Origin of the sequence: Methanoculleus methanifontis, assembly GCF_030464365.1 — an archaeon.
Lineage (GTDB): Archaea > Halobacteriota > Methanomicrobia > Methanomicrobiales > Methanoculleaceae > Methanoculleus > Methanoculleus methanifontis.
The window spans coordinates 42,673-66,392 of the sequence record NZ_VCYI01000009.1; the positions used below are offsets into that span (position 1 = coordinate 42,673).

General features: G+C 61.3%; 25 protein-coding genes. 8 read left to right on the forward strand and 17 right to left on the reverse strand.

The genetic code is table 11. The annotated features are described in order from the left end of the window. Positions 1-473: 473 nt before the first annotated feature. Positions 474-1,226, reverse strand: a complete 753-nt coding sequence (locus FGW20_RS07850; RefSeq protein WP_301677530.1) for a peptidylprolyl isomerase — start codon at positions 1,224-1,226, stop codon at positions 474-476. 138 nt (positions 1,227-1,364) lie between these two features. Here FGW20_RS07850 and FGW20_RS07855 point away from each other — a divergent pair, with 138 nt between their 5' ends. Together FGW20_RS07855 and cyaB are read left to right on the forward strand one after the other, a co-directional pair. Then, a complete protein-coding gene (locus tag FGW20_RS07855) occupies positions 1,365-2,870 on the forward strand; it encodes an AAA family ATPase (protein WP_301677531.1) in 1,506 nt (501 codons plus the stop codon). A gap of 45 nt (positions 2,871-2,915) precedes the next feature. After that, complete coding sequence (gene cyaB, locus FGW20_RS07860; RefSeq protein WP_301677532.1) at positions 2,916-3,446, forward strand: class IV adenylate cyclase; 531 nt, start codon at positions 2,916-2,918, stop codon at positions 3,444-3,446. Here cyaB and FGW20_RS07865 read toward each other — a convergent pair. Together FGW20_RS07865 and FGW20_RS07870 are read right to left on the reverse strand one after the other, a co-directional pair. Continuing rightward, positions 3,433-4,074 (reverse strand): metallophosphoesterase family protein, encoded by a 642-nt coding sequence (locus FGW20_RS07865; RefSeq protein WP_301677533.1) that lies wholly within the window; start codon positions 4,072-4,074, stop codon positions 3,433-3,435. The genes cyaB and FGW20_RS07865 overlap by 14 nt on opposite strands. 3 nt (positions 4,075-4,077) lie before the next feature. Further along, the gene (locus tag FGW20_RS07870) at positions 4,078-5,187 is read right to left on the reverse strand and encodes a TIGR04013 family B12-binding domain/radical SAM domain-containing protein (RefSeq protein ID WP_301677609.1); all 1,110 of its coding nucleotides are present in this window, start codon (positions 5,185-5,187) and stop codon (positions 4,078-4,080) included. Between the two features lie 182 nt (positions 5,188-5,369). Between FGW20_RS07870 and FGW20_RS07875 the strand changes: the two genes are divergently transcribed. The 4 genes from FGW20_RS07875 to pfkA all read left to right on the forward strand — a co-directional run bounded on the left by FGW20_RS07875 (position 5,370) and on the right by pfkA (position 8,650). Continuing rightward, complete coding sequence (locus tag FGW20_RS07875; protein WP_301677534.1) at positions 5,370-5,618, forward strand: ChaB family protein; 249 nt, start codon at positions 5,370-5,372, stop codon at positions 5,616-5,618. Positions 5,619-5,785: 167 nt separating this feature from the next. Then, entirely contained in the window at positions 5,786-6,175 is a 390-nt protein-coding gene (locus tag FGW20_RS07880) for a PRC-barrel domain-containing protein (RefSeq protein ID WP_301677535.1), read from the forward strand. Positions 6,176-6,470: 295 nt separating this feature from the next. Further along, entirely contained in the window at positions 6,471-7,682 is a 1,212-nt protein-coding gene (locus tag FGW20_RS07885; RefSeq protein WP_301677536.1) for a phosphoglycerate kinase, read from the forward strand. Then, the gene (pfkA, locus tag FGW20_RS07890; RefSeq protein ID WP_301677537.1) at positions 7,679-8,650 is read left to right on the forward strand and encodes a 6-phosphofructokinase; all 972 of its coding nucleotides are present in this window, start codon (positions 7,679-7,681) and stop codon (positions 8,648-8,650) included. Before FGW20_RS07885 ends, pfkA begins: the two co-directional genes overlap by 4 nt. Positions 8,651-8,821: 171 nt before the next feature. Here pfkA and FGW20_RS07895 read toward each other — a convergent pair whose 3' ends face one another. The 9 genes from FGW20_RS07895 to FGW20_RS07935 all read right to left on the reverse strand — a co-directional run bounded on the left by FGW20_RS07895 (position 8,822) and on the right by FGW20_RS07935 (position 16,145). Next, entirely contained in the window at positions 8,822-8,947 is a 126-nt protein-coding gene (locus FGW20_RS07895) for a hypothetical protein (protein WP_301677538.1), read from the reverse strand. 32 nt (positions 8,948-8,979) lie between these two features. Further along, on the reverse strand, positions 8,980-9,939 hold the full coding sequence (locus tag FGW20_RS07900) for a zinc-binding dehydrogenase (RefSeq protein ID WP_301677539.1): 960 nt from the start codon (positions 9,937-9,939) through the stop codon (positions 8,980-8,982). Positions 9,940-10,155: 216 nt separating this feature from the next. Then, a complete protein-coding gene (locus tag FGW20_RS07905) occupies positions 10,156-10,944 on the reverse strand; it encodes an SDR family oxidoreductase (RefSeq protein WP_301677540.1) in 789 nt (262 codons plus the stop codon). Between the two features lie 41 nt (positions 10,945-10,985). Beyond that, entirely contained in the window at positions 10,986-11,672 is a 687-nt protein-coding gene (gene npdG / locus FGW20_RS07910; protein WP_301677541.1) for an NADPH-dependent F420 reductase, read from the reverse strand. Between the two features lie 52 nt (positions 11,673-11,724). Continuing rightward, entirely contained in the window at positions 11,725-12,486 is a 762-nt protein-coding gene (locus tag FGW20_RS07915; RefSeq protein WP_367617933.1) for an SDR family NAD(P)-dependent oxidoreductase, read from the reverse strand. 36 nt (positions 12,487-12,522) lie between these two features. Further along, positions 12,523-13,164 carry a zinc-binding dehydrogenase gene (locus tag FGW20_RS07920; RefSeq protein WP_301677542.1) on the reverse strand — a complete coding sequence of 214 codons (642 nt, stop codon included), beginning with the start codon at positions 13,162-13,164 and terminating at the stop codon, positions 12,523-12,525. Then, complete coding sequence (locus FGW20_RS07925) at positions 13,161-13,583, reverse strand: alcohol dehydrogenase catalytic domain-containing protein (RefSeq protein ID WP_301677543.1); 423 nt, start codon at positions 13,581-13,583, stop codon at positions 13,161-13,163. The genes FGW20_RS07920 and FGW20_RS07925 overlap by 4 nt, the downstream gene beginning before the upstream one ends. Positions 13,584-13,787: 204 nt before the next feature. Further along, positions 13,788-15,161: a PAS domain-containing protein gene (locus tag FGW20_RS07930; RefSeq protein ID WP_301677544.1), complete on the reverse strand. Its 1,374-nt coding sequence runs from the start codon at positions 15,159-15,161 to the stop codon at positions 13,788-13,790. Positions 15,162-15,389: 228 nt separating this feature from the next. Next, the gene (locus tag FGW20_RS07935) at positions 15,390-16,145 is read right to left on the reverse strand and encodes an SDR family oxidoreductase (protein ID WP_301677545.1); all 756 of its coding nucleotides are present in this window, start codon (positions 16,143-16,145) and stop codon (positions 15,390-15,392) included. A 463-nt stretch (positions 16,146-16,608) separates the two neighbouring features. On the opposite strand from FGW20_RS07935, the gene FGW20_RS07940 reads away from it, so the two are divergent. Continuing rightward, positions 16,609-17,349 (forward strand): SDR family NAD(P)-dependent oxidoreductase, encoded by a 741-nt coding sequence (locus FGW20_RS07940; RefSeq protein WP_301677546.1) that lies wholly within the window; start codon positions 16,609-16,611, stop codon positions 17,347-17,349. Between the two features lie 591 nt (positions 17,350-17,940). Here the strand turns inward: FGW20_RS07940 and npdG (FGW20_RS07945) are convergent. The 3 genes from npdG (FGW20_RS07945) to FGW20_RS07955 form a co-directional block, all read right to left on the reverse strand. Further along, positions 17,941-18,618: an NADPH-dependent F420 reductase gene (gene npdG, locus FGW20_RS07945; RefSeq protein ID WP_301677547.1), complete on the reverse strand. Its 678-nt coding sequence runs from the start codon at positions 18,616-18,618 to the stop codon at positions 17,941-17,943. Between the two features lie 1,109 nt (positions 18,619-19,727). Further along, positions 19,728-20,147: a pyridoxamine 5'-phosphate oxidase family protein gene (locus tag FGW20_RS07950; protein ID WP_301677548.1), complete on the reverse strand. Its 420-nt coding sequence runs from the start codon at positions 20,145-20,147 to the stop codon at positions 19,728-19,730. A gap of 96 nt (positions 20,148-20,243) precedes the next feature. Then, positions 20,244-21,404, reverse strand: a complete 1,161-nt coding sequence (locus FGW20_RS07955; protein WP_301677549.1) for a hypothetical protein — start codon at positions 21,402-21,404, stop codon at positions 20,244-20,246. A 77-nt stretch (positions 21,405-21,481) separates the two neighbouring features. Here FGW20_RS07955 and FGW20_RS07960 point away from each other — a divergent pair, with 77 nt between their 5' ends. Then, on the forward strand, positions 21,482-21,631 hold the full coding sequence (locus tag FGW20_RS07960; protein ID WP_301677550.1) for a hypothetical protein: 150 nt from the start codon (positions 21,482-21,484) through the stop codon (positions 21,629-21,631). 58 nt (positions 21,632-21,689) lie between these two features. On the opposite strand, the gene FGW20_RS07965 is transcribed toward FGW20_RS07960, so the two are convergent. Both FGW20_RS07965 and FGW20_RS07970 read right to left on the reverse strand, forming a co-directional pair. After that, positions 21,690-22,706, reverse strand: a complete 1,017-nt coding sequence (locus tag FGW20_RS07965; RefSeq protein ID WP_301677551.1) for a TIGR03557 family F420-dependent LLM class oxidoreductase — start codon at positions 22,704-22,706, stop codon at positions 21,690-21,692. Between the two features lie 117 nt (positions 22,707-22,823). After that, positions 22,824-23,642 carry an ABC transporter ATP-binding protein gene (locus tag FGW20_RS07970; RefSeq protein ID WP_301677552.1) on the reverse strand — a complete coding sequence of 273 codons (819 nt, stop codon included), beginning with the start codon at positions 23,640-23,642 and terminating at the stop codon, positions 22,824-22,826. Positions 23,643-23,720: the final 78 nt, after the last annotated feature.

The window sequence follows — 23,720 nt, forward strand, 5'->3', positions numbered from 1 at the left end:
GGGCGGCACGGGTTCCTGATCTGGTGGGGAGCGGGTATCCGGGGTCAAGAGGATCGGCGACAAAATATTCATTGCACTCGGGGACCTGAAGACAGTCGTAGTTCGAACCCAAGGAACTCAGATGCTCCTGCTGTTGCGCATTCCCGGAAACGGATTTCCAGTGGATATCGCCACGCGGGGGAGGGGCTGACGGGGAGGGGGGAGCATCCCCCTCCCCTGTCCCCACCCCCCTTAGGGCGATACCCCCACGGTCCAGTGTACGGGGTTTTACCCTCGCTTCCAGGTGCTCAAACCCCTGGTGAGTGCTATAAGCGTGAAACGCAGATATGAGAACTCATTTCATGCTGCCGTCGGTCATAAACAAGCATCCCAGACAGGGGTGCCCGACAGCCCATGACACCTCGCACTCAGGGAGCATCTACAGGCGTAGAAAAGTCTTCAAAAAAAAGCAAAACCGCAAGAGCGGAGGAGAATTACTCCTCGGACTCTTTCGTCTCTTCGGTCTCTTCGGTCTCAGCGGGTTCGGGAGCCTCTTCGGCCTCAACGACCTCAGGCACCGGCTTCTCCGGGCGGGAGATCGTCTCCTTCATGACGACATCGTTGATCTCAGAGTAGTTCTCGAATATCTCGCGGACGAGAGTGCCCCGCCAGACCATCCAGCGTCGGTCGTAGGTGATCGCGGGAGGGAGCTCCAGTTCAGCCGTCCCGCCGGCGATGCTGATCCCGATGTCGGTCCGGCCCGAGAAGAGCTTGATGAGGCCCTTGATCTGCTCCACCGGCTCCTCGACCTTCTCGAGGATCGCGTAGGAGTAGTTCAGGGTCTTGCCGGCAAGCGGGTGGTTGAAATCGACGACCGCACGCCGTCCGATGACGTCGACGACGACACCCTCGCGCCCCTCGACCTCGATCCGCATCCCCCTCTGGGGCTTCTCGCGGAACTGCGTGACCGGGACGGACTTTACGGCCTCATCCTCGTGCGCCCCGAACGCTTTCTCGGGCGGGACGTCGATCTCGCCCTCGGCGCCGACCTCTTTACCGATCAGCTCGTCCTCAAGGCCGACAATGATGTGGTGACTCCCCAGGCGGACGGTTACAGGACCGTACTCTGCCCGCGGGTTGTAGATCCCCTCTTCCTTTGCGTTCTCCTCATCCGTGGTATCGAAAATATTCTCACCGACGCGGCCGGTGTACCTGAGCCTGATAAAATCTCCTTCCTGAAGTGCCATTCCATTCACCTTGGATAGCGGATGCGTGCGGTCCCGGTACGCCTCCCGCACCGGCCCGCCGCATGCCTGCGTCTTGTTGTTCCATTTTATTTGGATGGAATGGTATTTATACTGTCTATCAGAACATCCGGCAGGATCATGGACGAGATACAGCAGCAGGTCGGTGGGGTCTCGTACGCCCCCTCGCCGCCAGAGGAGTTCTGCGGCAGACGGGAGGAACTTGAGCAACTCTCGACTATCCTCTCACGGGCGGGAGAGCATGGACAGACAGTGATGATCTCCGGGCCGCCGGGCATCGGGAAGAGTTCGCTCCTGAACAGGCTCGCATACGAGGTGCAGGAACACCCCGGCGGGCGGCAGTCCCCCGTCCTCAGGGCGGAGGCCTTCGACCTCCCGGGGATGATCTTCTCTGCGGTCCGGGAGTTGTTGAGCGATCTTCAGCGATCCGCGGCATCCGCAAGGTTCACAAGTATTCTTGATGTCGAGAGCATGAGAGAGGCTATCCGGTACGCCGACGACGTCTTCGAGAAATACGCCGCGCCGGTGGAGCCAATCGGCCTGCTCCCGAAGGGCGGCGAGGAGATCGTCGGTGTCTTCGCCCGGTCGCCCGAGGTCGGATACGACCGCGTGTACCAGGCGTTCGAGGAACTGCTCGGCGAGCTCGGGAGACAGATGAGCATGGCCGATCGCGTTGCTGCAGTTCTTCTGGACGACGTCCACCTCGCTTCGAGTCACGACCGGCGCCTCCTCCGGGATGCCGTGCGCAACCTCCCGCCCGGTATCCTCCTCGCCTTCACCTGCAGGATCGAAGATGGCGCCGGTTCCGGGTACGCGACGATGCAGGAGGAGATCCAGGAGCTCGGTATCGAGGAGGTGCAACTCACCGGGATGCGGAAGCACGAGATTCGGGAACTCGGGGAGAGGCGATTTCACTTCTCCATCGACGACGCAGCAGCCGGCCTCCTCGAAGAGAGATCGGGCGACCCGTTCGCCCTTATGGCCTGCTTCAACACCCTGCGCAACCAGGGGCTCGCACCGTCCCGGGAGAACGTCACGGACATCATCGCCGGGGAAAAGGATCCCGCAGGGCTTATCTTCGACGCGCTCCCCGAATCCATGAAAGCATGGACGGATGACCTCTGCGTCTTAAACCCCCCGTTCCCCGTGCCGGTCATGGCCTGCATGCTCGAACTCCAGGGGGCGGGCGTGGCGCCGACAACCGATCAGCTGCTGGAGAGCGGGATGTTCCGCAGGCTCCCGGGCGACGAGTATGCCTTCGCGCACCCCCTCCTGCAGGAGCACTGCAGGAACAGCCTCACCGAAGACACGCAGATTGCGCTTAACGCCCGCGCTGCAGACTGTTTCGAGCGCTCCATACATCGCCTCCCCAGCAGGCTGCACGTCCTTCTCTCGCTTGCCGGCCACCTCTTCCACGCGCGCGAGTATGGAAAAGCCGCCGACCTGAACCTGGAGATCGGGCTCCGGTTTCACCATCGTGATGATCACGACATCGCCCTGATGCTCACGGAGCGGGCGATCGTCTCCGCTGAACAGCTCGGGGACGACGCGCTTCTCGCCGCCGCAGAACGGCAGAGAGACCTTATCCGGCAGAGAGCCTCCGGCGCGCTCACGCCCGGACAGTGAGGGTTTATCGTCGTTCCCAAGAGACAGATCTGACGCAGAATGGGCATGCTCGAAGTAGAAGCAAAATATGCGGTCGGAGACCTGGAGAGCGTCAGGGCCGGGCTCGACCGGAAGGAAGTGCGGATGGAAAGAAGGCAGCAGGAACGCGACGTCTACTACAACGCTCCCCACCGTGATTTCGGAGAGACGGACGAGGCGTTAAGGGTCAGGTACGACGACACCGGAGTCACTGTGACCTACAAAGGCCCCAAGATCCGGGTCGGGAGCGCCAAGGCCCGCGAGGAGTTCAACCTCGCGATCGCCGACGGGGAGACGCTCGAAGGGATCCTCTCCCGCCTCGGGTTCCGGCGCGCCGCAACGGTCTCGAAGATGCGGGAGTTCTACGAGATGGGAGATATGACGGTCACGCTCGACGACGTCGAGGGGCTCGGGACGTTCGCCGAGATCGAGATCCTGACAGAAGAGAACAAAGAGGATGCCGCCGACCGGATCGGGGCTATTGCAAAAGAATTGGGTGTAGACGGTCCACCGATCTACACCTCGTATCTGGAGATGCTGTTATCTAAACAGCAATAAGGTCGATATGGATATCTTTGGGCTCCTTTCCGAAACGGATGATAGCTCCGTAGCCTTCTGAAGCGGGTCCGGGGTTGACGACCTTGACGCCGTCGACCTCGGTGACGCCCCGTGCCTCGTGGATGTGAGCACAGCAGACCAGATCGAACCGGGTCATGTGCTTGCGGATGCTCTGGCTGCCGACGTGGTTATCCTCGACGGCATCCAGCACCTCATACGGAGGGGCATGGCAGAGCAGGACATTGTGGATGTTTTTGTCCATGTGATTGGTTATCCGGGTAAGTTCTTTATCGATCTCCTCCTCCGTCAACTCGAACGGCGTGTCGAACGGGGTCTTGTTCGAACCGCCAAGACCCGCGAGCGTGATCTTGCCGAGCGCGATCCACGAATCGTGCAGGCAGACCGCATCCGAGCGCTCGAGCACATCGATGATCTCGCGGGGATCACAGTTGCCAGGGATTGCGAAACACGGTACCTCGAAGTTCGAGAGTACCGAATCTACAGGCTCAAGTGGACCGAAATTGGTGATATCGCCTGCAATGATGACTGCATCGTAGTCGTAGCTGAGAAAAGCGTCAAGCTTTCCGTAGTTACCGTGCAGATCTGCTAGGAGTAGCACATCCGTCATGCTCTATAGATGAGAAGTGCGTCTAAAAAACCTTATCTCATGATCCATCCACGAGCCGGTTATTCTGCCGTCGAGCGCCAGTTTCCCGAGAACCTTTTCCGTCTCAGGAAGGAGCGGGCGGGGGCGGGCGTTCTGGAGAGGAGTCCCGGGCAGCGGCATGAAGTAGTGGATGTGCGCCTTCCCGCCCCGGGTGACCATCTTCACAAGGTCGAGCGTCGCGCGCTGGTCGTCGTCGCTCTCGAACGGCAGCCCGAGGATGAAGTCGACGACCGGAACGAGCCCGTGCTCCCGGCAGAGATCGAAGGCACGGACGACGTCCTCGACGGTATGCCCCCGATGCAGGCGGTAGAGCACCGCGTCGCTCCCTGACTGCGCCCCGAAATGCAGGCGGGTGTTGGCGCAGTGGTCAAGGACGAGCTCGACCGACTGCCGCGAGACGCACTCCGGGCGCACCTCGCCGGGAAAGGTGCCGAAGTAGACCCGGCCTTCGAGGCTCCGGAGGAGACGTTCGATCTTATCGAGACGGAGATGAACGCCGTCGGAGCCGTAAGCGAACGCGTTCGGGGTGACGAAACGGATATCCCGGAAACGCGAGGCGGAACGGACGATCTCGTCTATAGAACGGTGGCGCATGCACCGCCCGAAGAGGCGCGGCGTCTGGCAGTAGCCGCAGGAGAACGGGCATCCCCGGGTGATCTCGACGAAGCCCTTGACCCGCGAGAAAGGCGGGTAGCCGTCGAGGAGGACGGTGTGGCGGGCGGGTGCGTAGCCGGCGGTGGTGGCGACCCCGGGAGGAGGATCTCTCCCCTCCTCGATGGCGGAGAGAAGCGCCGGGAGGGTGTACTCTCCCTCCCCGACGACGACGTAGTCGGCGTACTCCGCCACCTCGCGGTAGCAGGCGGAGGCATGGGGGCCGCCGACGATCGTTATGGTGTCGGCTCCCGCGATCTCGTCGTGGTAGATGCGCTCGTTGATAGAGTTCAGACTGTAGATGGTGACGTCGGGGAGCGGCCTATCCGTCGCCTCGAGGTCGTATCCGTGTACCTCGCACGCAGCGGCAAGCGCGGCGAAGGAGTTATTCGCCTGGGGGATGTGTCGCCAGTATACCTTCATATCTGCAATATTCCAGCCGTGCAGCATGCGCTCACCGGGTTGGCGGTTCTGCCTGCACGGCATACGTACCCTGTACTCTCGCCGCGCACGCGATTAAGGTGACGACCTGCCGGACTGTCTGCCGGACCGATACGTTTATCCCGGGAACGGGAGAAACTGCGCAGATCGGCTGGTGAGGTGCGATGCCGAAGTACCGACAGAACAAAGACCTGCCATTGCAGGTGAGAAAGGCGCTTCCCGAGCATGGTCAGGACATCTACCGTGAAGCGTTCAACAGCGCCTGGGAGCAGTACGCCGACCCTTCTAAACGGCGAAACCCCGAAGAGTCGCGTGAGGAGGTTGCCCACAAGGTCGCCTGGGCGGCGGTGGAGCAGGTCTACGAGAAAGGTTCAGGCGGAGCGTGGCAACTGAGGGAGGAGGCGAAGCAGTAGGTCGTGCTCCGGGCAACGCCGTCGCCGACCGCCTGCCCTGGAGAGCGCTCCTGTGGCACCAGGTATCCAACCACCATTATATTTCAATAAGAATTAAATATCCCCGGCCTGTATTCACCCCCTTGCCGTGGGACAGGACGTTCCACGATCATGGAGATGTGATGCAGATGAGAGGAACTGCCACAGAGACGCAGACACGAAATATTATACGGGGAAAGGATATTGCGGATTACTCGGTCAGGAACCCGCGCGGTGAAGACCTCGGGAGCATCGAGGACATCGTGATCGATACGAGCGAAGGCTGCATTGCCTATGCCGCCCTCTCGTTTGGAGGAATCATGGGGCTTGGAGACAAACTCTTCGCCATCCCCTGGGAGGCCCTGCAGTACAACGCGACCGACGATGCTTTCGTCCTTGACGTGCCCAAAGAGCGGCTGGAGAACGCGCCGGGTTTCGACAAGGGCAACTGGCCGACGACCGCCGAACGCGAGTGGCTCACCGGGATGTACAGCCACTACGGCTACACGCCCTACTGGGAGCGCCGCATGGAACGGTGAACCTGCTGAAGAGAACCGGGATCCGACCAGCCGCCGGCCCCCTGCCGGGAACCGGGGCTGGCGACACTTCTTTAGGGAACTGTGACCAGAGAGATCGAGACCGTCGTCTTTCGCACGGGTTCATGTCCAGGTGCCGCTGCGAACACTATATATGCCAGGGTACGCATGCACTGCGACACCGTAATCCGGCGGGGAACGGCAAAACGATCGAAGGGAGCCGGACAGGGAAGCGCGGCCGCCCGCACACCCGGGATGGGAACTCTGCCGTTCTCCGTTGCTCCGGGGGTATGCCGGTATGCAAAACGTGATACCAAGACGGAAGAAGACAGTTCGGGAGATCGACGTGCAGGGCAAAAGGGTGCTCGTCCGTGCCGACTTCAACGTGCCTCTCGATGAAGAAGGGGCAATCGCCGATGATACCCGTATTCGAGCCAGCCTGCCGACGATACGCTACCTCTGCGAGCGGGGGGCGCGGGTGATCCTCTGCTCCCACCTCGACCGGCCGAAAGGTGAGATCGTCGAACGGTTACGCCTCGCTCTCGTGGCAAACCGGCTCTCCGAGCTGCTTGACCAGCCGGTCGTCGCGCTCCGGGACTGCATCGGACCGGAGGTGGAGAGCGCGGTCGCGGCGATGAACGATGGGGATATCATCCTCCTCGAGAACCTCCGGTTCCACTCAGAGGAGCGGGCGGACGACTCCCCCTTTGCGGAGAGGCTCGCCGGTCTTGCCGATGTCTACGTCAACGATGCGTTCGGCGCCTCGCACCGCGCCCACGCATCGGTCGTGGGTGTCCCACAGCACCTGCCGGCGGTGACCGGGCTCCTGCTGGAGAGGGAGGTCAGCGCGTTCACGCGGATCCTGGAAAAACCTGAGAGGCCGTTTGCCGCAGTGATCGGCGGTGCCAAGGTGAGCGATAAACTGGAGGTTCTCGATAACGTCATCTCCCGGGTGAACCTCCTTCTCATCGGGGGAGGCATGGCGGCGACGTTCCTTGCAAGCCGGGGCTACCAGACCGGTGCGTCGCGCGTCGAGACCGACCGCCTGGACGACGTCAGAAGGATCGAGGCGAATGCCGGGCGACGCGGCGTCCGCCTCATCCTTCCTCGTGACGTCGTCGTCGCAGAGAGGCTGGAAGCGGGCGCCCCGACCCGGGTTGTGTCCGCGACGGAAATCCCGGACGGCTGGATCATCGCCGATATCGGACCGGGGGCTGCCGACGAGTTCTCCCGGGAACTCGGGAATGTGCGAACCGTCGTCTGGAACGGGCCGATGGGGGTCTTCGAGATCCCGGAGTTTGCGGAAGGAACCCGCCGCGTCGCCGCGGCCCTCGCCAACCTCCGCGGCACCACGGTCATCGGCGGCGGTTCGACAACGGATGCGGTGCAACGGTTCGGGCTTGCCGACGAGATGACCCACGTCTCGACGGGTGGCGGGGCTGCGCTGACCATGCTCGCGGGCAAGGCGCTCCCGGGCGTTGAGGCGCTCGATGATGCAGAGACACCATGAAGCGCATCGGTATCCTGACGAGCGGGGGCGACGCTCCCGGGATGAACGCCTGCATCCGGGCGGCGGTGCGGACCGCGCTCGCAAACGACCTTGCCGTCGTCGGGATACGCCGGGGGTATACCGGGCTCATCGCCGGCGACGCGACACCGCTCGACCGGAAGGCCATCCGTAACACCATCCACCTGGGCGGCACCATCCTCGAGACCTCCCGGAGTCGGGACTTCTACACCCAGGAAGGGCGGCTCAAAGCAGCGGCCGCCATCGACCGGATGGGGCTTGACGGGATCATCCTGATCGGCGGCGAGGGAACGTTTCACGGGGCAAGCCTGCTTGCTGCGGATGCGGATACAGCGGCGCTCGTGGGGGTGCCGGCGAGCATCGACAACGACGTTTACGGGACCGACTACTGCATCGGGTTCGATACGGCGGCAAACTGTGCGGTCGAGGCGATCGACCGCATCCGCGATACCGCCCGGTCGCACGACCGGCTCTTCTTCATCGAGGTGATGGGGCGGACGGCCGGGTTCCTGGCGCTCGAGAGCGGCATCGCCGGCGGCGCCGAGGAACTGGTAATCCCGGAAGAGGAAGTCTCGGTCGACCGGATCAGCGAGCGCATCAAGAAAGGGTTCACCATCGGCAAAAAGAGCGCGATCGTGGTGGTGGCGGAGGGGAAGAGACCCGGCATCTCTTTTGAGATTGCCCGGGAGGTCGGGGAAAACCTCAACTTTGACTCGCGGGTCGTCGTCCTCGGCCACCTCCAGCGGGGCGGGCCGCCGACACTGCGTGACCGGGTGCTCGGGAGCCTCCTCGGTTTTGCCGCCGTCGAGGCGCTGATGGATGGGCGGAGCGGGTGCATGGTAGGAGAAGTCGGCAGAGACCTCACGTGTACGCCGCTTGAGGAGACCTGGCAGAAGAAGAAGCCGCTCGATAAGAATCTGCTGCGGATATTCCCGTTCCTCTCGGAGTAGAAGGGGGCAGACAGAACACGGGCCGCGCTTGCAAAAAAAAGCGGTCTCGACACCCCACCGGGGCTGGTGGTCGCCAGCCCCGGAATAGGGGAAAATGGCAGGACGTTGAAGTTTTCCCAGGAATGCTGTCACTATAGATACTTTTGCCGCGCGAAAAAACGGGTGATGCGCTTAATACGCTGTCCACCCGCCGTCGGCCGCAACAACCGCACCGTTCACGAAGCTGACATTATTCGAGATTGCCGCGCTCATCCCGCAGCTCGCTCCGACGATAACGGCAACCCAATCTGATGTCATGCTGGTAACACACTTCAATATCGGTTCGGATCTTACCTATCCATGATGGCGACCATTCTACCTTTAACGCCGCCCTGTTTTAATTTCTCCAGACCCTCAGCGATCTCCTCAAACCCAATCTCGGTGACGTCCGGCTTGAGGTCGCCTGATGCCATCATCTTATAGACGCTGGCGATATCGTCGACGTTACCGCCCTGGCTACCGACGATTGTGACCTCTTTCGTGATCAGGGGCATCGTGTTGAGGGTGGTCTCCAGTTTCGCCATACCGACCAGGACGATGCGGCCGTTGACGCCAACCGCTTCCAGGGCATCTGTGGTTGTCTGGCCAGCGCCGGCAAAGTCGACGATGACATCCAGATCGTGGTGTTCGGCGACCTCGCCGATCGTCGGGTATGCAGCCTTGCACCCGAGTTTCATGGCCTCTTCCCGTGCGGCGGGGTTCCTGGAAGCCGCGTATACGTTGGCGCCCTTGAGGACCGCAACCCGGGTGCCTATCTGGCCCAGGCCACCGATGCCGATGATGCCCATGTTGATGCCGGGCCTGGCACCGCCCGCCACGGCTACCGCATGATGGGACGTCATCCCCGCGTCGGTAGCGGCCGCAGCGTAGGCAAAAGAAACGTTATCGGGAACCGGAACCAGCATCTCGGCCGGAGCGGTCGACTTCGTGGCGTACCCGCCGTCCCGGCCGTATCCCCCGCCATACCCGTCTTTGGTGGGCATGGGGCAGACGCCGACTCTATCCCCCACTTTGTATCCGGTGACGCCCTCGCCGATCTCCGTGATGACGCCGGCGTATTCGTGCCCGATGATGAGCGGATACTTCATCAGCGCCAGCCACTTCTCATCTTCCAGTGCACCGACGTCCGAATGGCAGAGCCCGCAGGCCTTCACATCGAGCGCGACGTAACCGGGTTTCGCGACCGGATCGGGTTTTTCAACAAGTCTCAGCGGTTTATGTGTGTAGGTAAATTCCCATCCTTTCATCATAGTTATACTCTCCTCGTTTCAGCTGCTCCATCCTGTCTGGATGTGCAGTCTCGCGATCCAGCACCTACAATCACAACCCCGCCCAGACATCCGGTCATCCCATGACGTTTCCCCGGCGGCCGGGTTTGAGCGAAGATACTGGCCGCTCCTGCCGTTGCCGGGGCGCGGGGTCCAGCCCGTGCACCCGCCCGGCAGGGTGTGTTCGTCTACTCTACCTTACCACGCAGACCAGCCGGCATCCGCCGGAACGACTGCGCCATTGACCAGGCTCGCCTCGTCCGATGCGAGGAAGAGTGCCAGGTTCGCGATCTCCTCGGCCTTACCCATACGCGGGTTGGCCCCGACACCGGCGGAGACGAGTTCCATCCCCTCAGGGTGGCTCTGGGTCGTCTGGGAGAGCTCCACCATCTCGGTTGCGACGTATCCGGGCGCGATGATGTTGGACCGGATGCCCTTCTTAGCGTACATGTAGCCAGTGTTCTTTGCGAGCCCGAGGCTCGCGTGCTTGGACGCCGTGTAGGCGGCCCCGCTGTGCCCGCCGTGAGTGCCGCCGATGGATGAAACCGTGACGAAGGCGCCCTTGTTGAGCCCCTCAGCGTCACCAGGGTTCTTGAGCATCTCGGGGATCGCGGCGCGGAACATGTACATCGGGCCGTCGACGTTGACGGCAAAGACCTGCTCCCACGTCTTATCGTCGAGATCTCCGACCGGGGCCACCCTGTCCAGGCTGCCCGCGTTGTTGACGACGATATCAAGCTTGCCGAACTCTCGGACGGCGGTCTTCACGGCATTCTTGACGTCCTCTTCCTTCGCGACGTCGCCGGAGACGGCGATGGCCGTGCCACCTTTCTTGGTGACCTCGTCGATCACGCCCTGGAGTTTCTCCTTCCTCCGTGCAATGGCGATGACTTTCGCGCCTTCCGTGGCAAAGCGCTTCGTGATCGCTGCACCCATCCCGGAGCTCGCTCCGGTTACAATTGCTACTTTTCCATCAAGTCTTCCCATGATAATTTCTCCGTCGTTTAGCTGGCCCGGCCCTTGTTGGCCTACTTGGTCTCGCAGGCCTTGATCCGGTCAAGGCCGGTGATCCGGATCCCGCCGAACTGGCACTTGTTCTTGATGTTCAAGCCGATCAGGAGCGGCGTGATCTTTTCGATAATGCAGGCCCGCTCGAGCTTGCCGCAGTCGATCACCTTGACACCGGGGATCTTCTCGATCAGCGGGGCCACCATCGCCTTGGCATCCTTGTCGTCGCCGCAGATGAGGCAGTCACAGTCGATCGGTTCGCCGAGCTGCATGAACCAGGTCTGGGAGATGTTGTTGAATGCGCAGATCACCTTCGCGTCCGGCAGGATCGACTGGGACCGCTCTGCGGCAGACCCCTCGGGAAGGTCGATGTACTTCGTCGCGGACCCGCCGATACAGGACTCCAGCGGGCCGGTCGCATCCAGCAGGGGCTTTCCGGCTGCACCTTCCTTGATGGAGAGCAGGGTGTCCTTTTGGGCCGCGAGCGGCACCGTGAGAACCAGGACGTCGGCGGCCTTCGCCGCGTCGGGGTTCGCCATGGCCCGGACGTTCCTGGCGTCCGGGAGCAGCTCCTTCACCTTGTCCACCGCGGCCTGGGCCTTCTCAATCGTCCTCGAGCCGATGATGACGTCTTCTCCTGCCTCTACAAAACGGGTCGCGATCCCGAGACCCTGACCCCCCGTTCCACCAATTACTCCAATTGTCATATCGTTCACCTTTCTGAATTTGTGTTCGTTCTCTCTGTTCGTCTCGCTATACTTACATACAGGTGTAGCCACCGTCGACGACCGTGGTCGTGCCCGTGGTGTAACTCGCTTCGTCGCTTGCGAGATACACAACAGCCGGGTTCAGCTCGCCGTCCCGCCCGTTCCGGTTCATCGGGACCATGGCCTTCACGTAGGTCTTCCACTCCGGTGACTCGAGCGCGGACTTCGTCAGCGGCGTCGGGAAGAATCCGGGGCAGATGGCGTTCACGGTGATGTTGTACTGTGCCAGTTCGACCGCCATCTGGCGGGTCACGTTGACGACGCCGCCCTTTGCTGCCTGGTAGCCGACCGTCGAGGCCGTGGCGCCGACGAGGCCGTACATCGAGGCCGTGTTGATGATCCGGCCGTAGTTGTTCTTGACCATCACTTTCGCGAACTCGCGGGCCACCTTGAAAACGGCCGTGAGGTCAACGGCGATCGTCGATTCCCAGCCCTCGTCGGAGTAATCCAGGAACGGTGCCATGTGGGCATTTCCTGCATTGTTGAGCAGGATGTCCACTTTTCCGTACTCCTTGACGATCTCGCCGACCGCGTTCTTGATCGACTCGGTGCTCGTGACATCGCACTGCACCGCCAGGCACCGGACGCCGAGGGCGCGGATCTCCTCCGCGACCTCGTCCAGTTTCTCCTTTCTCCGGGCCATGATGGCGAGATCCGCCCCCTGCCCCGCCAGAGCTTTTGCCATCTGCACGCCAATACCCGATGATGCGCCCGTTACGGCCGCAACCCGACCGTGTAAATCAAACATTGCCATAGTTGATCTCTCTGTACTCTTCCTGTTCGACGTTCTTCACTCCAGAATCACTGCTGGCTTGATCAGGTTCTTTGGCTTCTCGTGCATCAGCAGGAGAGCCTCTTCGATATCCTCGAAGTTCGTGAACCGGTGTGTGATCAGCCTGCCCGGATCGATCCGGCCGGCCTTGACGAGGGCGGCCAGCTGTTCCATCCGCGCCCTGCCGCCGGGACAGACATCCCCTTTGATGGTCTTGTTGCCGAGACCGGCTCCCCATGCAGCAAGCGGGATAGGGATCGACTCGGCATGCTCCATGGCGTTGATGTTCCCGAGCGTGCCGCCGGGCTGCAGGACCTCGACCGCCTGGCCGATGGTCTCGACACCGCCGCCGGCCGTGATCGCGGCGTCCACGCCCGCACCGTCGGTCAGGTCCATGATCTGACGGACGGTGTCGCCGTTATGGTAGTCGATGATCTCAGTCGCCCCGTACTCCTTCGCGACCGTAACCGCGTTCGGCCGACTTCCCACAGCGAGGATCCGTGCAGCGCCCAGGAGGTGGGCACCGGCAACGGCCATCAGCCCGACCGGCCCGATCCCGAAGACAGCAACCGTGGACCCGAGCCCGACGTTGGCCATCTCGGCGCCGTGAAAGCCCGTAGTCATCATATCGCCGATCATGACGGCCTGGTCCAGGCTCACGCCGTCGGGAAGCAGTCAATCTGGGCGTCTGCGTCGTTGACGTGGAAATACTCTGCAAACACGCCGTCCTTCTGCGTGCAGAACGGCATGCCGGAAGCCATCCCATCACAGTGCTGGGCAAACCCGCGCTGCGAGGGGACACGGAGGTAGTTTGGTGTGATCGCAGGAACGATGACACGGTCGCCGGGTTTGAAGTCCCTGACCTCGTCCCCTACTTTCTCGACGATGCCGACAGCCTCGTGGCCCATGATGCGGTCCGGGGGCATGTAGTCGCCCATATCGCCCCAGATCATGTGCAGCTCTGAGGAGCACGGAGCGAGAGCGAGCGGCCTGAGAATCGCGTCGCGCGGTCCGGCGACAGGTCTGTCTTTCTCAACCCATCCAATTTTGCCTTTACTTGTTCTTGCTAACCCTTTCATTCAGTCACCTGAATATAATGGAAAGAAGAGTGCGGCACCCCTTATAGGTTCGTTTTACTGATAATCGCTAAGGTGCAGAATTTATATGATATGAGACAGACGAGGGGGTTCGTCTCGCCAATAAGCTCCACCCGGGGTCCCGATCGCTACAGAATATGGGTGTTGCGCGGTTCGCGCGATCAGCGGGCCTTATAACATTGGTTATCAGCGAATACCAGGATCCGAGAGCGGGCCGTTTCCGTCTCGGACCTCCTTGGAGACATCGATCATAATAGAGGCGAGCTCGCCCGAGGGGAGCTTGAAGAGGTAATGCCAGATCCAGACGTCGTCTCCCTCCCGATACTGGAGCGGTGGGAGGAAGACCGGGCGCTCCCTGGCAAAACCGTGTTGAACAGTCTTCAACAACCCGGGTTCGGCAAGAGCAGGGAAGACATCCCAGACATTCCGGCCGATCAGTTCCTCCTTCTTTAGCCCGAGGATCTTCTCGGCCGCCCGGTTGATGTCGTTAAAGACGAAACCCTCACCGCCACGGATCACCCCATAAACGATCACGCCGCTGCAGGCGTTCTCGAAGAGCGAGCGGTACCGCGTCTCCCGAAAGGTCAGATCTTTGCGTTCCCGCCGATCGGTCGTGATATCCTTGAAGAGGATGGCGAACTCGTCTGGGGGACCGCCGTTCTCCCGGCGGATCGGGGTGAAGACCACGTTGAAGTACGCCACGCCGGACTTCGTGCTCGGGATCTGCTCCAGTTTCATGCGGTCGAAGTCGCAGGCGAGCTCGATCTCGGCCACCTGCCCTGCACGGATCAGCGACTCGAGCGTTCCCGGGGAGCAGGCCAGGATGAAGATACTCGTGGCGCTCAGTTGCTCGAAGGTTCGCAGCCCGAGGATCTGGAGCGAGGCCGGGTTGGCGTTCAGGATGGTTCCGTCGGCGGAGAACATGATAATCCCGCCCGGGACCGTCTCGAAGAGCGTCGCGATCTTCCGCTCCGAGTTCTTCAGGGCAACCTCGGTCTTCTTCAGCGCGGTCATGTCCCGGAGGCTGACCATGATCCCGGGCTGGCTGGTCCGCGAGACGATCGGTGCGAAGTCGACGAGATAGATCCGGTCCGTCCACTCGTCGATGATCTGCATCTGGTCGAGATACGTCTCCGATCGGTTGATCCGCTCAATATTCCGTCGGACCGATGGTTCGGAGAAGACCGGCAGGTCGAGGTCGAAGAGCGGAACGCCGACCAGATTCCGAGACGGCTGGAGGGTGAAGGTGGCGACGAAACTTGCATTCACCGTGCGGATCTGCAGGTCGGTATCCAGGATCACGAGCGCGTTCGGCAGGCGGTCGAAGACCTCCGGGAGGGGCAGGCGCTGCGACCGCCGGTAGAGTTTCTTCTGGCCGAACCGTTCCATGCAGACATCGCCGTTCGCAGCAAGGAGCTCAAGGTATTTGGCGGCGGAGATGCGGGTAATGTCAAGTTCCCGGGCGACCGCCGTCACGGACAGCCCTGTCGTCGCGTGCTCTTCGAGCAGGTCAAGGATCTGGCCGAACTGCTCCTGGTATCCGGCCGCAAAGTCCGACATTTGTGACAGAACGTCTCCTTCTCCACTCTCAAATACTTTTTGCCGGCTGTGCTGTGTTGCAGAGAAGATAACTGCCTGCTGGTACTCCAGGTCTGTGCCTTTCAACCTTCGGCCGATACATAGTTCGCTGTGAGGGGAGTTGAGGTGCACCGTTCTGCCCATCCTCCCCGCGATGAACGGGGAGGCATCCTTCTCGCCCCCGTTTTCCGGCCGGGCGCGGCAACCGACTCAGTAAGCAGTCCACCCGGCATCGGCGACTACCGTCGCCCCGTTCACGAAACTTGCTTCATCGGAGGCCAGGAAGAGCGCTACGGATGCAATCTCCTCGGCCTCCCCCATTCGCGGGTTGATGCCCATGCCCGCCATACATACGGCCGCACCTCCTTCGTTCGCCTCCTGGCCTGCGCCGATCTCGGTCTTGACGCCGCCCGGCGCGATGACGTTCGACCGGATGCCTTTTACGGCGTACATGTATGCAACGTTCTTCGCGAGTCCGATCACACCGTGTTTCGACGCCGTATACGCCGCCCCGGCACGGCACCCGTGAAGCCCGCCGATGGATGCGATGGTGACAAAGGCGCCGCCGCCGACCTTCACCATCTCCGGGATCGCGGCCCGGAACATCCGCATCGGCCCCGTCAGGTTGACTTCGATGACCGCGTTCCAGAGATCGCTATCGAGTTCGGCAACCGGAACAAACCGGTCCAACAGCCCGGCGTTGTTGACGACGACGTCAAGTTTGCCGAACTCCCGGACGGCCGTCTTCACCACATTTTCAACATCCCCATCACGGGTCACATCTCCGGCAACGGCGATGGCCCTGCCGCCGTCGGCAGCGATCTCATCGATAAGGGTCTGCAGCCTCTCTTTCCGCCGTGCAAGCGCAACGATCGAGGCGCCTTCCTTTGCAAACCGCTTTGCAATCGCGGCTCCCATCCCGGAGCTCGCTCCAGTGACGATAGCGACCTTATTTTCCAGCATCATGGCAATTTCCTCCTACGTTAAGCGGGCTGAGGCTGCCTTGAGGCCTGATCTACTATTACGGGAGGGGATCACCCGCCTGCGGAAGGTTCAAGGAAGACCTCAGTAACGGGCAATTAGGGATTGCACCGCATAAGCATTTGCACACCGCAGAACGAGTACCGTTATCAGGTATTTCGTTGGAATGATCAAAGAATGCGCTTTCAGTCGAGATCGGACACGATCCAGGTGATGCTGGAAGCAAATCGATCTTCACATATATGATTACCGGGTATATTCGGACTGTGGCGCGCTCGAGCGGGCCTGCATTGTCGAGAAGAACACGCCGCTCCTGATCGGTCTCAACATCAAAAAAACAAGTGCCAGTTCGGTGGCATCCGGATCACCGGCCCCGACAGGGGTCAGAAGCGCGTCTGCCAGCACCGTCATTCGAACAGAACACAAAGCAGGAACCATTATGGGAAGAATGGAAAACAAAGTCTGTGTTATCACCGGATCCACCAGCGGTATCGGTGAAGCGTGCGCGAAGGACATGGCAGCCGAAGGCGGCAAGGTCGTCGTCTCTGGCCGGAACGAGAAAGAGGGCGCGAGGATCGTTAACGAGATAAAAGGAGCGGGTGGAGAGGCGATATTCATCCGGGCGGACGTCGCCATCGAAGACGACGTCAAGAACCTCATCGCGAAGACCGTCGAGGCCTTCGGGAGACTGGATGTCTTCGTTGCCAACTCCGGCCTCGGCAGCATTGGTGACCCTCACGAAGTAGAGACAGAAGAATGGGACAGGATTCTCAACGTGAACCTGAAGGGCGTCTTCCTCTGCGACAAGTATGCCGTCCAGCAGATGCTGAAGCAGGGTCATGGAGGCGCCATCGTGAATACCGGATCCATTCATAGTTTTGTCGCCAAACAGGGTGTCACGGCATACGGCGCCGCCAAAGGGGGCGTCGCCATGCTGACCCGGACGGTCGGCACCAGCTACGCGGCGCAGGGAATCCGCGCAAATTTCATTGCACCCGGGTATATAGACACGCCTCTCCTCGCTGACCTTCCAGAGGAATTCTACGAGGAGCTGAAAAAACTGCATCCCATCGGGCGCCTGGGCAAGCCGATGGAGGTCGCGAAGGCCGTCACGTTCCTGGCGAGCGATGACGCTTCGAACATAACCGGAACCAGCCTGCTCGTCGACGGCGGGTACACTGCGGTATAGTCCCCGCAGCATCGGGCAGGGTAGCCTGGAAGGATAGCGCGTTCAGCCAGTTCTCACGCTGAGGAACGGGGAGTGACCGTCCCGCCCCCTTCCCCGGCCCGGGCACGGTAACCGAGCAGGTATGCGGTTCAGTAGGAATTTTCAACTAACTCCGCAATTCCTCCCCGGCCTTTAGGCCGGGGAGGAATTGCGGTTCACACAAATAACTCTAAATGCTTTTGGGTGAATATGCATATGTGCTCGGAACATCGAGTCCAGAGCACGCACCTACAGGTATACCCTGGAGGTGCAGGGTGCAGTCAACCACCCGGACGAGAACTATCGACATGATAGAGTCTCAAGCCCCGCCCTTCAGGGCGGGGTAGTTGACTAACAGTCGCCCCGATCGCGAGCCTGGCTTCATCTGAAACGATGCAAAGAGCCGTGCCGCGAGATCGCAAGGTTGTGAGTAAATAGATCGATGAGACTCTTTTACGCGAATTCCCTATAAAAACAGGTAGACCACTCCCGGTCCTGACCCATACCACAATGAGGGAGGCGCATGGTTAAATGCGCTCCCTCGTGTGGTTCCAGGTAGGCGTGCCCGTATCCTCAGGCCCGGCCCTTTTCGAGGCCGGTGATCCGGATCCCACCGAACTGGCACTTGTTCTTGATGTTGAGCCCGATCAGGAGCGGGGTGATCTTCTCGATGATGCAGGCCCGTTCGAGTTTGCCGCAGTCGACGACCTTGATCCCCGGGATCTTCTCGATCAGCGGAGCCACCATCGCCTTGGCCTCCTGGTCATTGCCGCAGATGAGGCAGTCACAGTCGATCGGCTCGCCAAGTTGCATGAACCAGGTCTGAGAGATGTTGTTGAACGCACAGATCACCTTCGCGTCCGCCAGGATTGACTGTGACCGCTCTGCGGCGGACCCCTCCGGAAGATCGATGTACTTCGTTGCCGACCCGCCGATGCAGGACTCCAGCGGGCCGGTCGCGTCCAGCAGGGGCTTTCCGGCTGCACCCTCCTTGATGGAGAGCAGCGTATCCTTCTGGGCCGCGAGCGGCACCGTGAGAACCAGGACGTCGGCGGCCTTCGCCGCGTCGGGGTTCGCAGCCGCCCGGACATTGTTAGCGTTGCTGAGAAGCTCCTTCACCTTGTCCACAGCTGCCTGAGCCTTCTCAACCGTCCTCGAGCCGATGATGACGTCTTCTCCTGCTTCGACAAAACGGGTCGCGATACCGAGACCCTGGCCGCCAGTTCCACCAATTACTGCAATCGTTGCCATATACCTTTCACCTCAACCAGTCTACGTTGTTATACTCGCTTTCACTGCTCCTTCTATGAGATGCAGTGCATCCGCCATCGACAACCGTGGTTGTCCCCCTGTAACTCGCTTCTGATGCTTGCGAGGCACACGGCGGCGTGTTCAATACACTCTTCTCCCATATCGTCCCGTTGGGACCATGGGCTTGATGCAATTATCCATCTGTTTCGGAGGACCCCCAAAACGATCTGCGAAGCATAGGCAGGCCTAGAGCAAAGCGCCCACATGCAGGGTTTCGCCCGGGGGCCATAACCTGAGCCGGAACATGGCAGTCACCCAGTGACCGCACCGGACGATCTCCCTGCTCCTGCCCGAGCGGCAGTCGCATACCGCAGCTGAGGCGCACCCGCTTTTTGCCGGTGCATGAGCACCCAGAGGTGCAAATAACGGCTACCTGGAGGCAGGATTTCGAGAGACCCGGATTGCTTTGAGTGGGAAGAACGGAGGGGATATCCCCTCCCGGCAGAGGGTTTCAGGACGACCTCTCTAAAGAGTAACTCTCACTTGTACCATACATGTGTTTCCCAACCACAAAAAGAGCCTGAATGGGCATAAATCCCCCAGAAACAGGTTTAATTGACGTTTTTCATGAAACCATCCATTCTGTTTTGGCTTACATCGGATCCGGCATACCGGGCGTATTTGCGTCGCCCATTACGCAAGGTATCCAGCGGTAAGAGTTGCTGCCATTACAGGCGATGAAGGTCCGGCCCGCTGACGGCGGAATATGCAATGTGGCCCATGCGGTGGTCGGGAGCATAGATTCTGGATGTTTCACGGCACCGGACGAGCACTCACTTCCACCAGCAGGGAGGTATAGTCAGATGTGGTATGTGCGTTTTTAAGGTCTTACGGATGAAGAACAACCTGCGATTGTCCACGCTGCAACAGATGCGCGGCTCCTGGCGATATGGCAGGCGGCACCCCGCACGACCTTGCACTGACTTCCCGGGACTGCGCACGGAAAACGGCAGTTCCTGCCCGACCTCCTGGACCCGGTGCCCCCTTGCCCCGGCGGTTGATGATTGACCGACAGCGTCCTTTCGCGGAAAGATTTTCCAGAAAAAAAATCAGATTGACTGTTCCCAGCTCTGGCCCATATCAACGAGTGGACGGGCTTCAGCGACCTCAAACGTCACTGAGGCGTGGATCATCGCCGCCGCATCCTCGCCCGCGACTTTGGCAATCTGCTTGCGGTAATTGTCCAGCATCTCCCCTGAGGTCGCATACTCCTTCATCTTCAGGTAGACCCGGATTCCTTTCCAGTCCATGATCGTCTCTCCACTCTCGACAATCGTGTAGACGGCGTTCGGGTTCTCCTGCAGGTATTCAAACGTGCGGTTCTGTCCGAGCCCCATGACGACGGTCTTCTCGTCGACCATCATCGGCGAACCGAAGATTGCCGCATCGACTTTTCCCTCCTTGTTTGCGGTGCTGAGAAGGCCGATCCTCGGCTGCTTGTTGAAGTAATCCATCAGTCTGGATGCCATGATTCTTTCCTCCAATCATATCCAGCCTTATCGCCTCTCCTTAAAATAGTATGGGTGACGGCGTCCCCAGGAAGGAGAGTTGCGGGAGCTGCGGCCTCAGATCGCCAGGAACTCCTCCGGTGCAAGGCTGGTAACGAGCATCACCGTGTTGATCTCCCGATTTTGCATCCAGGTGCCGGCTTTCTGGTTCTCGGAGTCCATCCAGAAGTGCTCGATCTCATCGGCGAGCGGGACATACCGCATGAGAGCGTCCGCCCGCCGGGAGAGGGCCGGGTTCTCCCGGACCCGTTCCGCGAGGGGGCCGACCCCCCGGATCCCGATCGAGAGCCCGAGCTCCCGGAAGGCGAGACGGTAGTCCGCGGGGTAGCGGAGCGTCCCGCCCCCGGCAAAGCGTGCGAGGCCTGATTGGGCCGCCTCGAGGACGGAAGCCAGCAGGTCTTCGTATGCGGATCCGGCACGGCCGGGGAGCTGCCCTATTCTTCCGGAACCCTCCAGGATCTGCACGATCCTTCCGGCATCAAAGAGAAGGCCGCCGATGCCGAGCGGGTCGTCCGTGGCAAGGTTCCCACCCCGGCAGATGCGGGCCATATCGGCGATCTCGACCGAGAGAATGGTCCCCCCTGCCGCCGCCTGGAGCTCGCTGTAGGTGACGAACCCGTCGAGTGGGTCGTGCTGGCCCATGGCAGGGACGAGCGGTCGGGAGAGGTCGATGCTCATCTTCCAGTACATCCTCTTGCCGCCGGAGGAGGGGGCGTAGGTGAACGCGGCATGAGCGATCCCTGCAAGCTCCACCGCCCACCAGGTATAGATCGGATCTCCAGTGACCCGGCTCACCCGGTTGAGCGCGTGCATCCACTTCGTCAAATAGTGATAATACTGCCCGTCCCGGTCCCACTCCAGCCGCTCGTCGAACGGCTCATCAGGCCTTCGTTCGGGAAGAGGTTTTCCGATCCGGAGGCCGCCCCGGGTCGGGTGCGCCTCGCCCTCCTCCTCGGAAAGACCGCTGATCCAGCCGGTCCGCGGGTCGTCGTCGCGGTGCCGGCCGAGGGTGTGGTGGACCTGGTCGACGAGGCGGAGGGCGAGGTCGCGGTAGGTCGCATCGCCCGTTCGGCGGAAGAGTTCGAGATGGTTGCAGACCGCATAAGCATCCGTCCAGAGGTAGCGCCGCGGGCGGTCGTGAGGCGGGTCAAGCCCGGTCAGGCCGGCGAACTCCGCCATGAGGTCGCGGACGATTATGGCACTGGCATTCTCCGTCATCCCGTTCCGGGATACTGCACCGGCACCTTAAGTGTTGTCCCGGTAGTTACATGCGGCAGAGGGGCTCACCGGAGGGCATGGCAGACACTGCATTCTGGTATGCCATTATCGGAGTGATGTTCGGAATGGTCGTAGGACAGATGCTTGCCGGAATACCGGGTGTGATTGGGGGCATTGCGGTCGGTGCGGTTGTCGGGTGGTATATCGGGAAAAGAGCACGCGGGTAGCATTACCGGACCCGGGGCGTCGCACCGACCGTAAAAAAAAGGTTCACCGGCCTCCGGCTCACCGTGCGGGGCCGGGAACCATCCTGCCCCCGGACTCAGGCCGCGGGGGCTTGATCCCGAACTCGGGCAGGATGACGTCGTGCGCGAGGTTGATGAACTCTTTCTGCTCCGGGCCGACCTGGTGAAGCAGGATGCTGTCGTAACCCATATCGACGAATTTGCCCACCTTCTCTATGATCTTCTGCGGGTCGGGGCCGCAGAGGACGTTCTTTGCAACATCGTTCGGTGTCACCATCTGCTGCAACTGCTCGAATTGCGTCGGGGTGGGGACGATCCAGTTCAGCTCTCCCTTGTTTGCGGCCACGGGGAACCACTCGTATGCCGTGCGCTTCGCCTCGTCAACGCTCCGGCCGTAGCAGACCACGGTCTCGATCATGCACGACTTACCCTCGCCGCCTGAAGCGCGGAACGTCTCGATGACCTCCTCGGGCTTCTGCTCGAAGTGGATGAGCGCGTCTCCAATCTCGCCGGCAACCTCCGCCGACATCGGGCCTTCCGCCGAGATGCGGATCTGCGGAAGCTCCCGCGGCAGTTCATAGATCTGTGCGTTGTCGAGGGTGTAGTAGATGCCGGAGTAATCCTGCATGCCACCCTTCCAGAGCAGCCGGATGATGTTCACCGCCTCGCGGAGCATATCGAGCCGCACCGGCTCGGATGTCGGAAAGACGCCGCTGACGACGTGTTCGTTCAAACTCTCGCCCGTCCCGAGCCCGAGCTCGAATCTTCCCGGCATCAGCGTGGCGGCGGTTGCGGCGGCCTGCGCGACGATCGCCGGGTGGTAACGTATCAGCGGGCAGGTCACGCCGGTGGAGACCCTGACCCGCGAGGTGGCCTGCGATACCCCGCCGATGGTGCACCAGGCAAACCCGGCGCGCCCGTGGTTCGAGATCCACGGGAGGTAGTGATCGCTGATGCTCAAAAACGAGAACCCGGCATCCTCGGCAAGTCTTGCGTAGTTCACCAGTTCGGGCGCACTGTGCGACTCGGTGAAGAGTTTGTAGCCAATCTCGACCATGTTTCTCTCTCCTCTCGGATTCCCCCACACGTTGGTGCCGGGGTATAGGCGGCGGGAGAGATCGTCACCGGCCTTAAGCGTTGTGTCGATTGGAAAAATGAGGTTTCAGGGGGTCTTTCAGTAGCCCGTCGCGTAGTAGTAGCCGTCCTCCTCCCGGACGCGGACCGGGACGCGGAAGAGGTCGCCGACGGCTTCATCGGTCAGGACTTCCGCCTTTTTGCCGTCCATCCGGACGGCGCCGTCCCGCATCAGGACGACCCGGGAGATCTCGGGGATGATGTCGTGGAGGTTGTGGGTCACCAGGATGATCCCGGTGCCGGCCCGGGCAATCTTCCGGAGGGTCTTACGGAAGGTGTGGAGCGCGTGGAGATCGAGGCTGTTCGTGGGCTCGTCGAGGACGAGGGTGCCCGGGTCGTGGACCAGCGCCCGCCCGATCAGGAGCCTGCGTGCCTCGCCCGAGGAGATCTCCGTCATCGGGCGGTCGGCGAGGTGCGCGACCTCGAGGAACTCGAGGATCTCGTCGGCCTTTCGCTCCATCGCGTCCGTCACCTTGTGGGAGAGGAAGAGCCCGATGCTCGAGAAGAACCCCGAAAGCACGACCTCGCGGCCCGATATGCCGCGGGTGAAGGTCTGCTGGAGGTCGCCGGAGACAAGCCCGATGTGCGACCGAAGATCGAAGGCATCCCATGTATCCCGCCCCCGGAACCGGAACGTGACGTCCGGGCCCGGCGAGGAGGGGTAGTACTCGCGGGTGATCGCCCGGATGAGCGACGACTTCCCGGCACCGTTCGGGCCGAGGATGGCGATATGCTCTCCCTCGCGGATCGTGAGCGATACCCGTTCGAGGAGTCTGTGGCCGTCCCGGACGACGCTGACGTTCCGGAACTCGACGAGCGGCGGGGAAGAGGGGTGAGCGCCGGCGGAACTATCGGTCATGCCGGCTGCTCCGTCGGGGGTTGCAGGAGGGTGTTCGGTACAGAGGACTTCATTGGATGTCGCTCTGTATGTTGGACG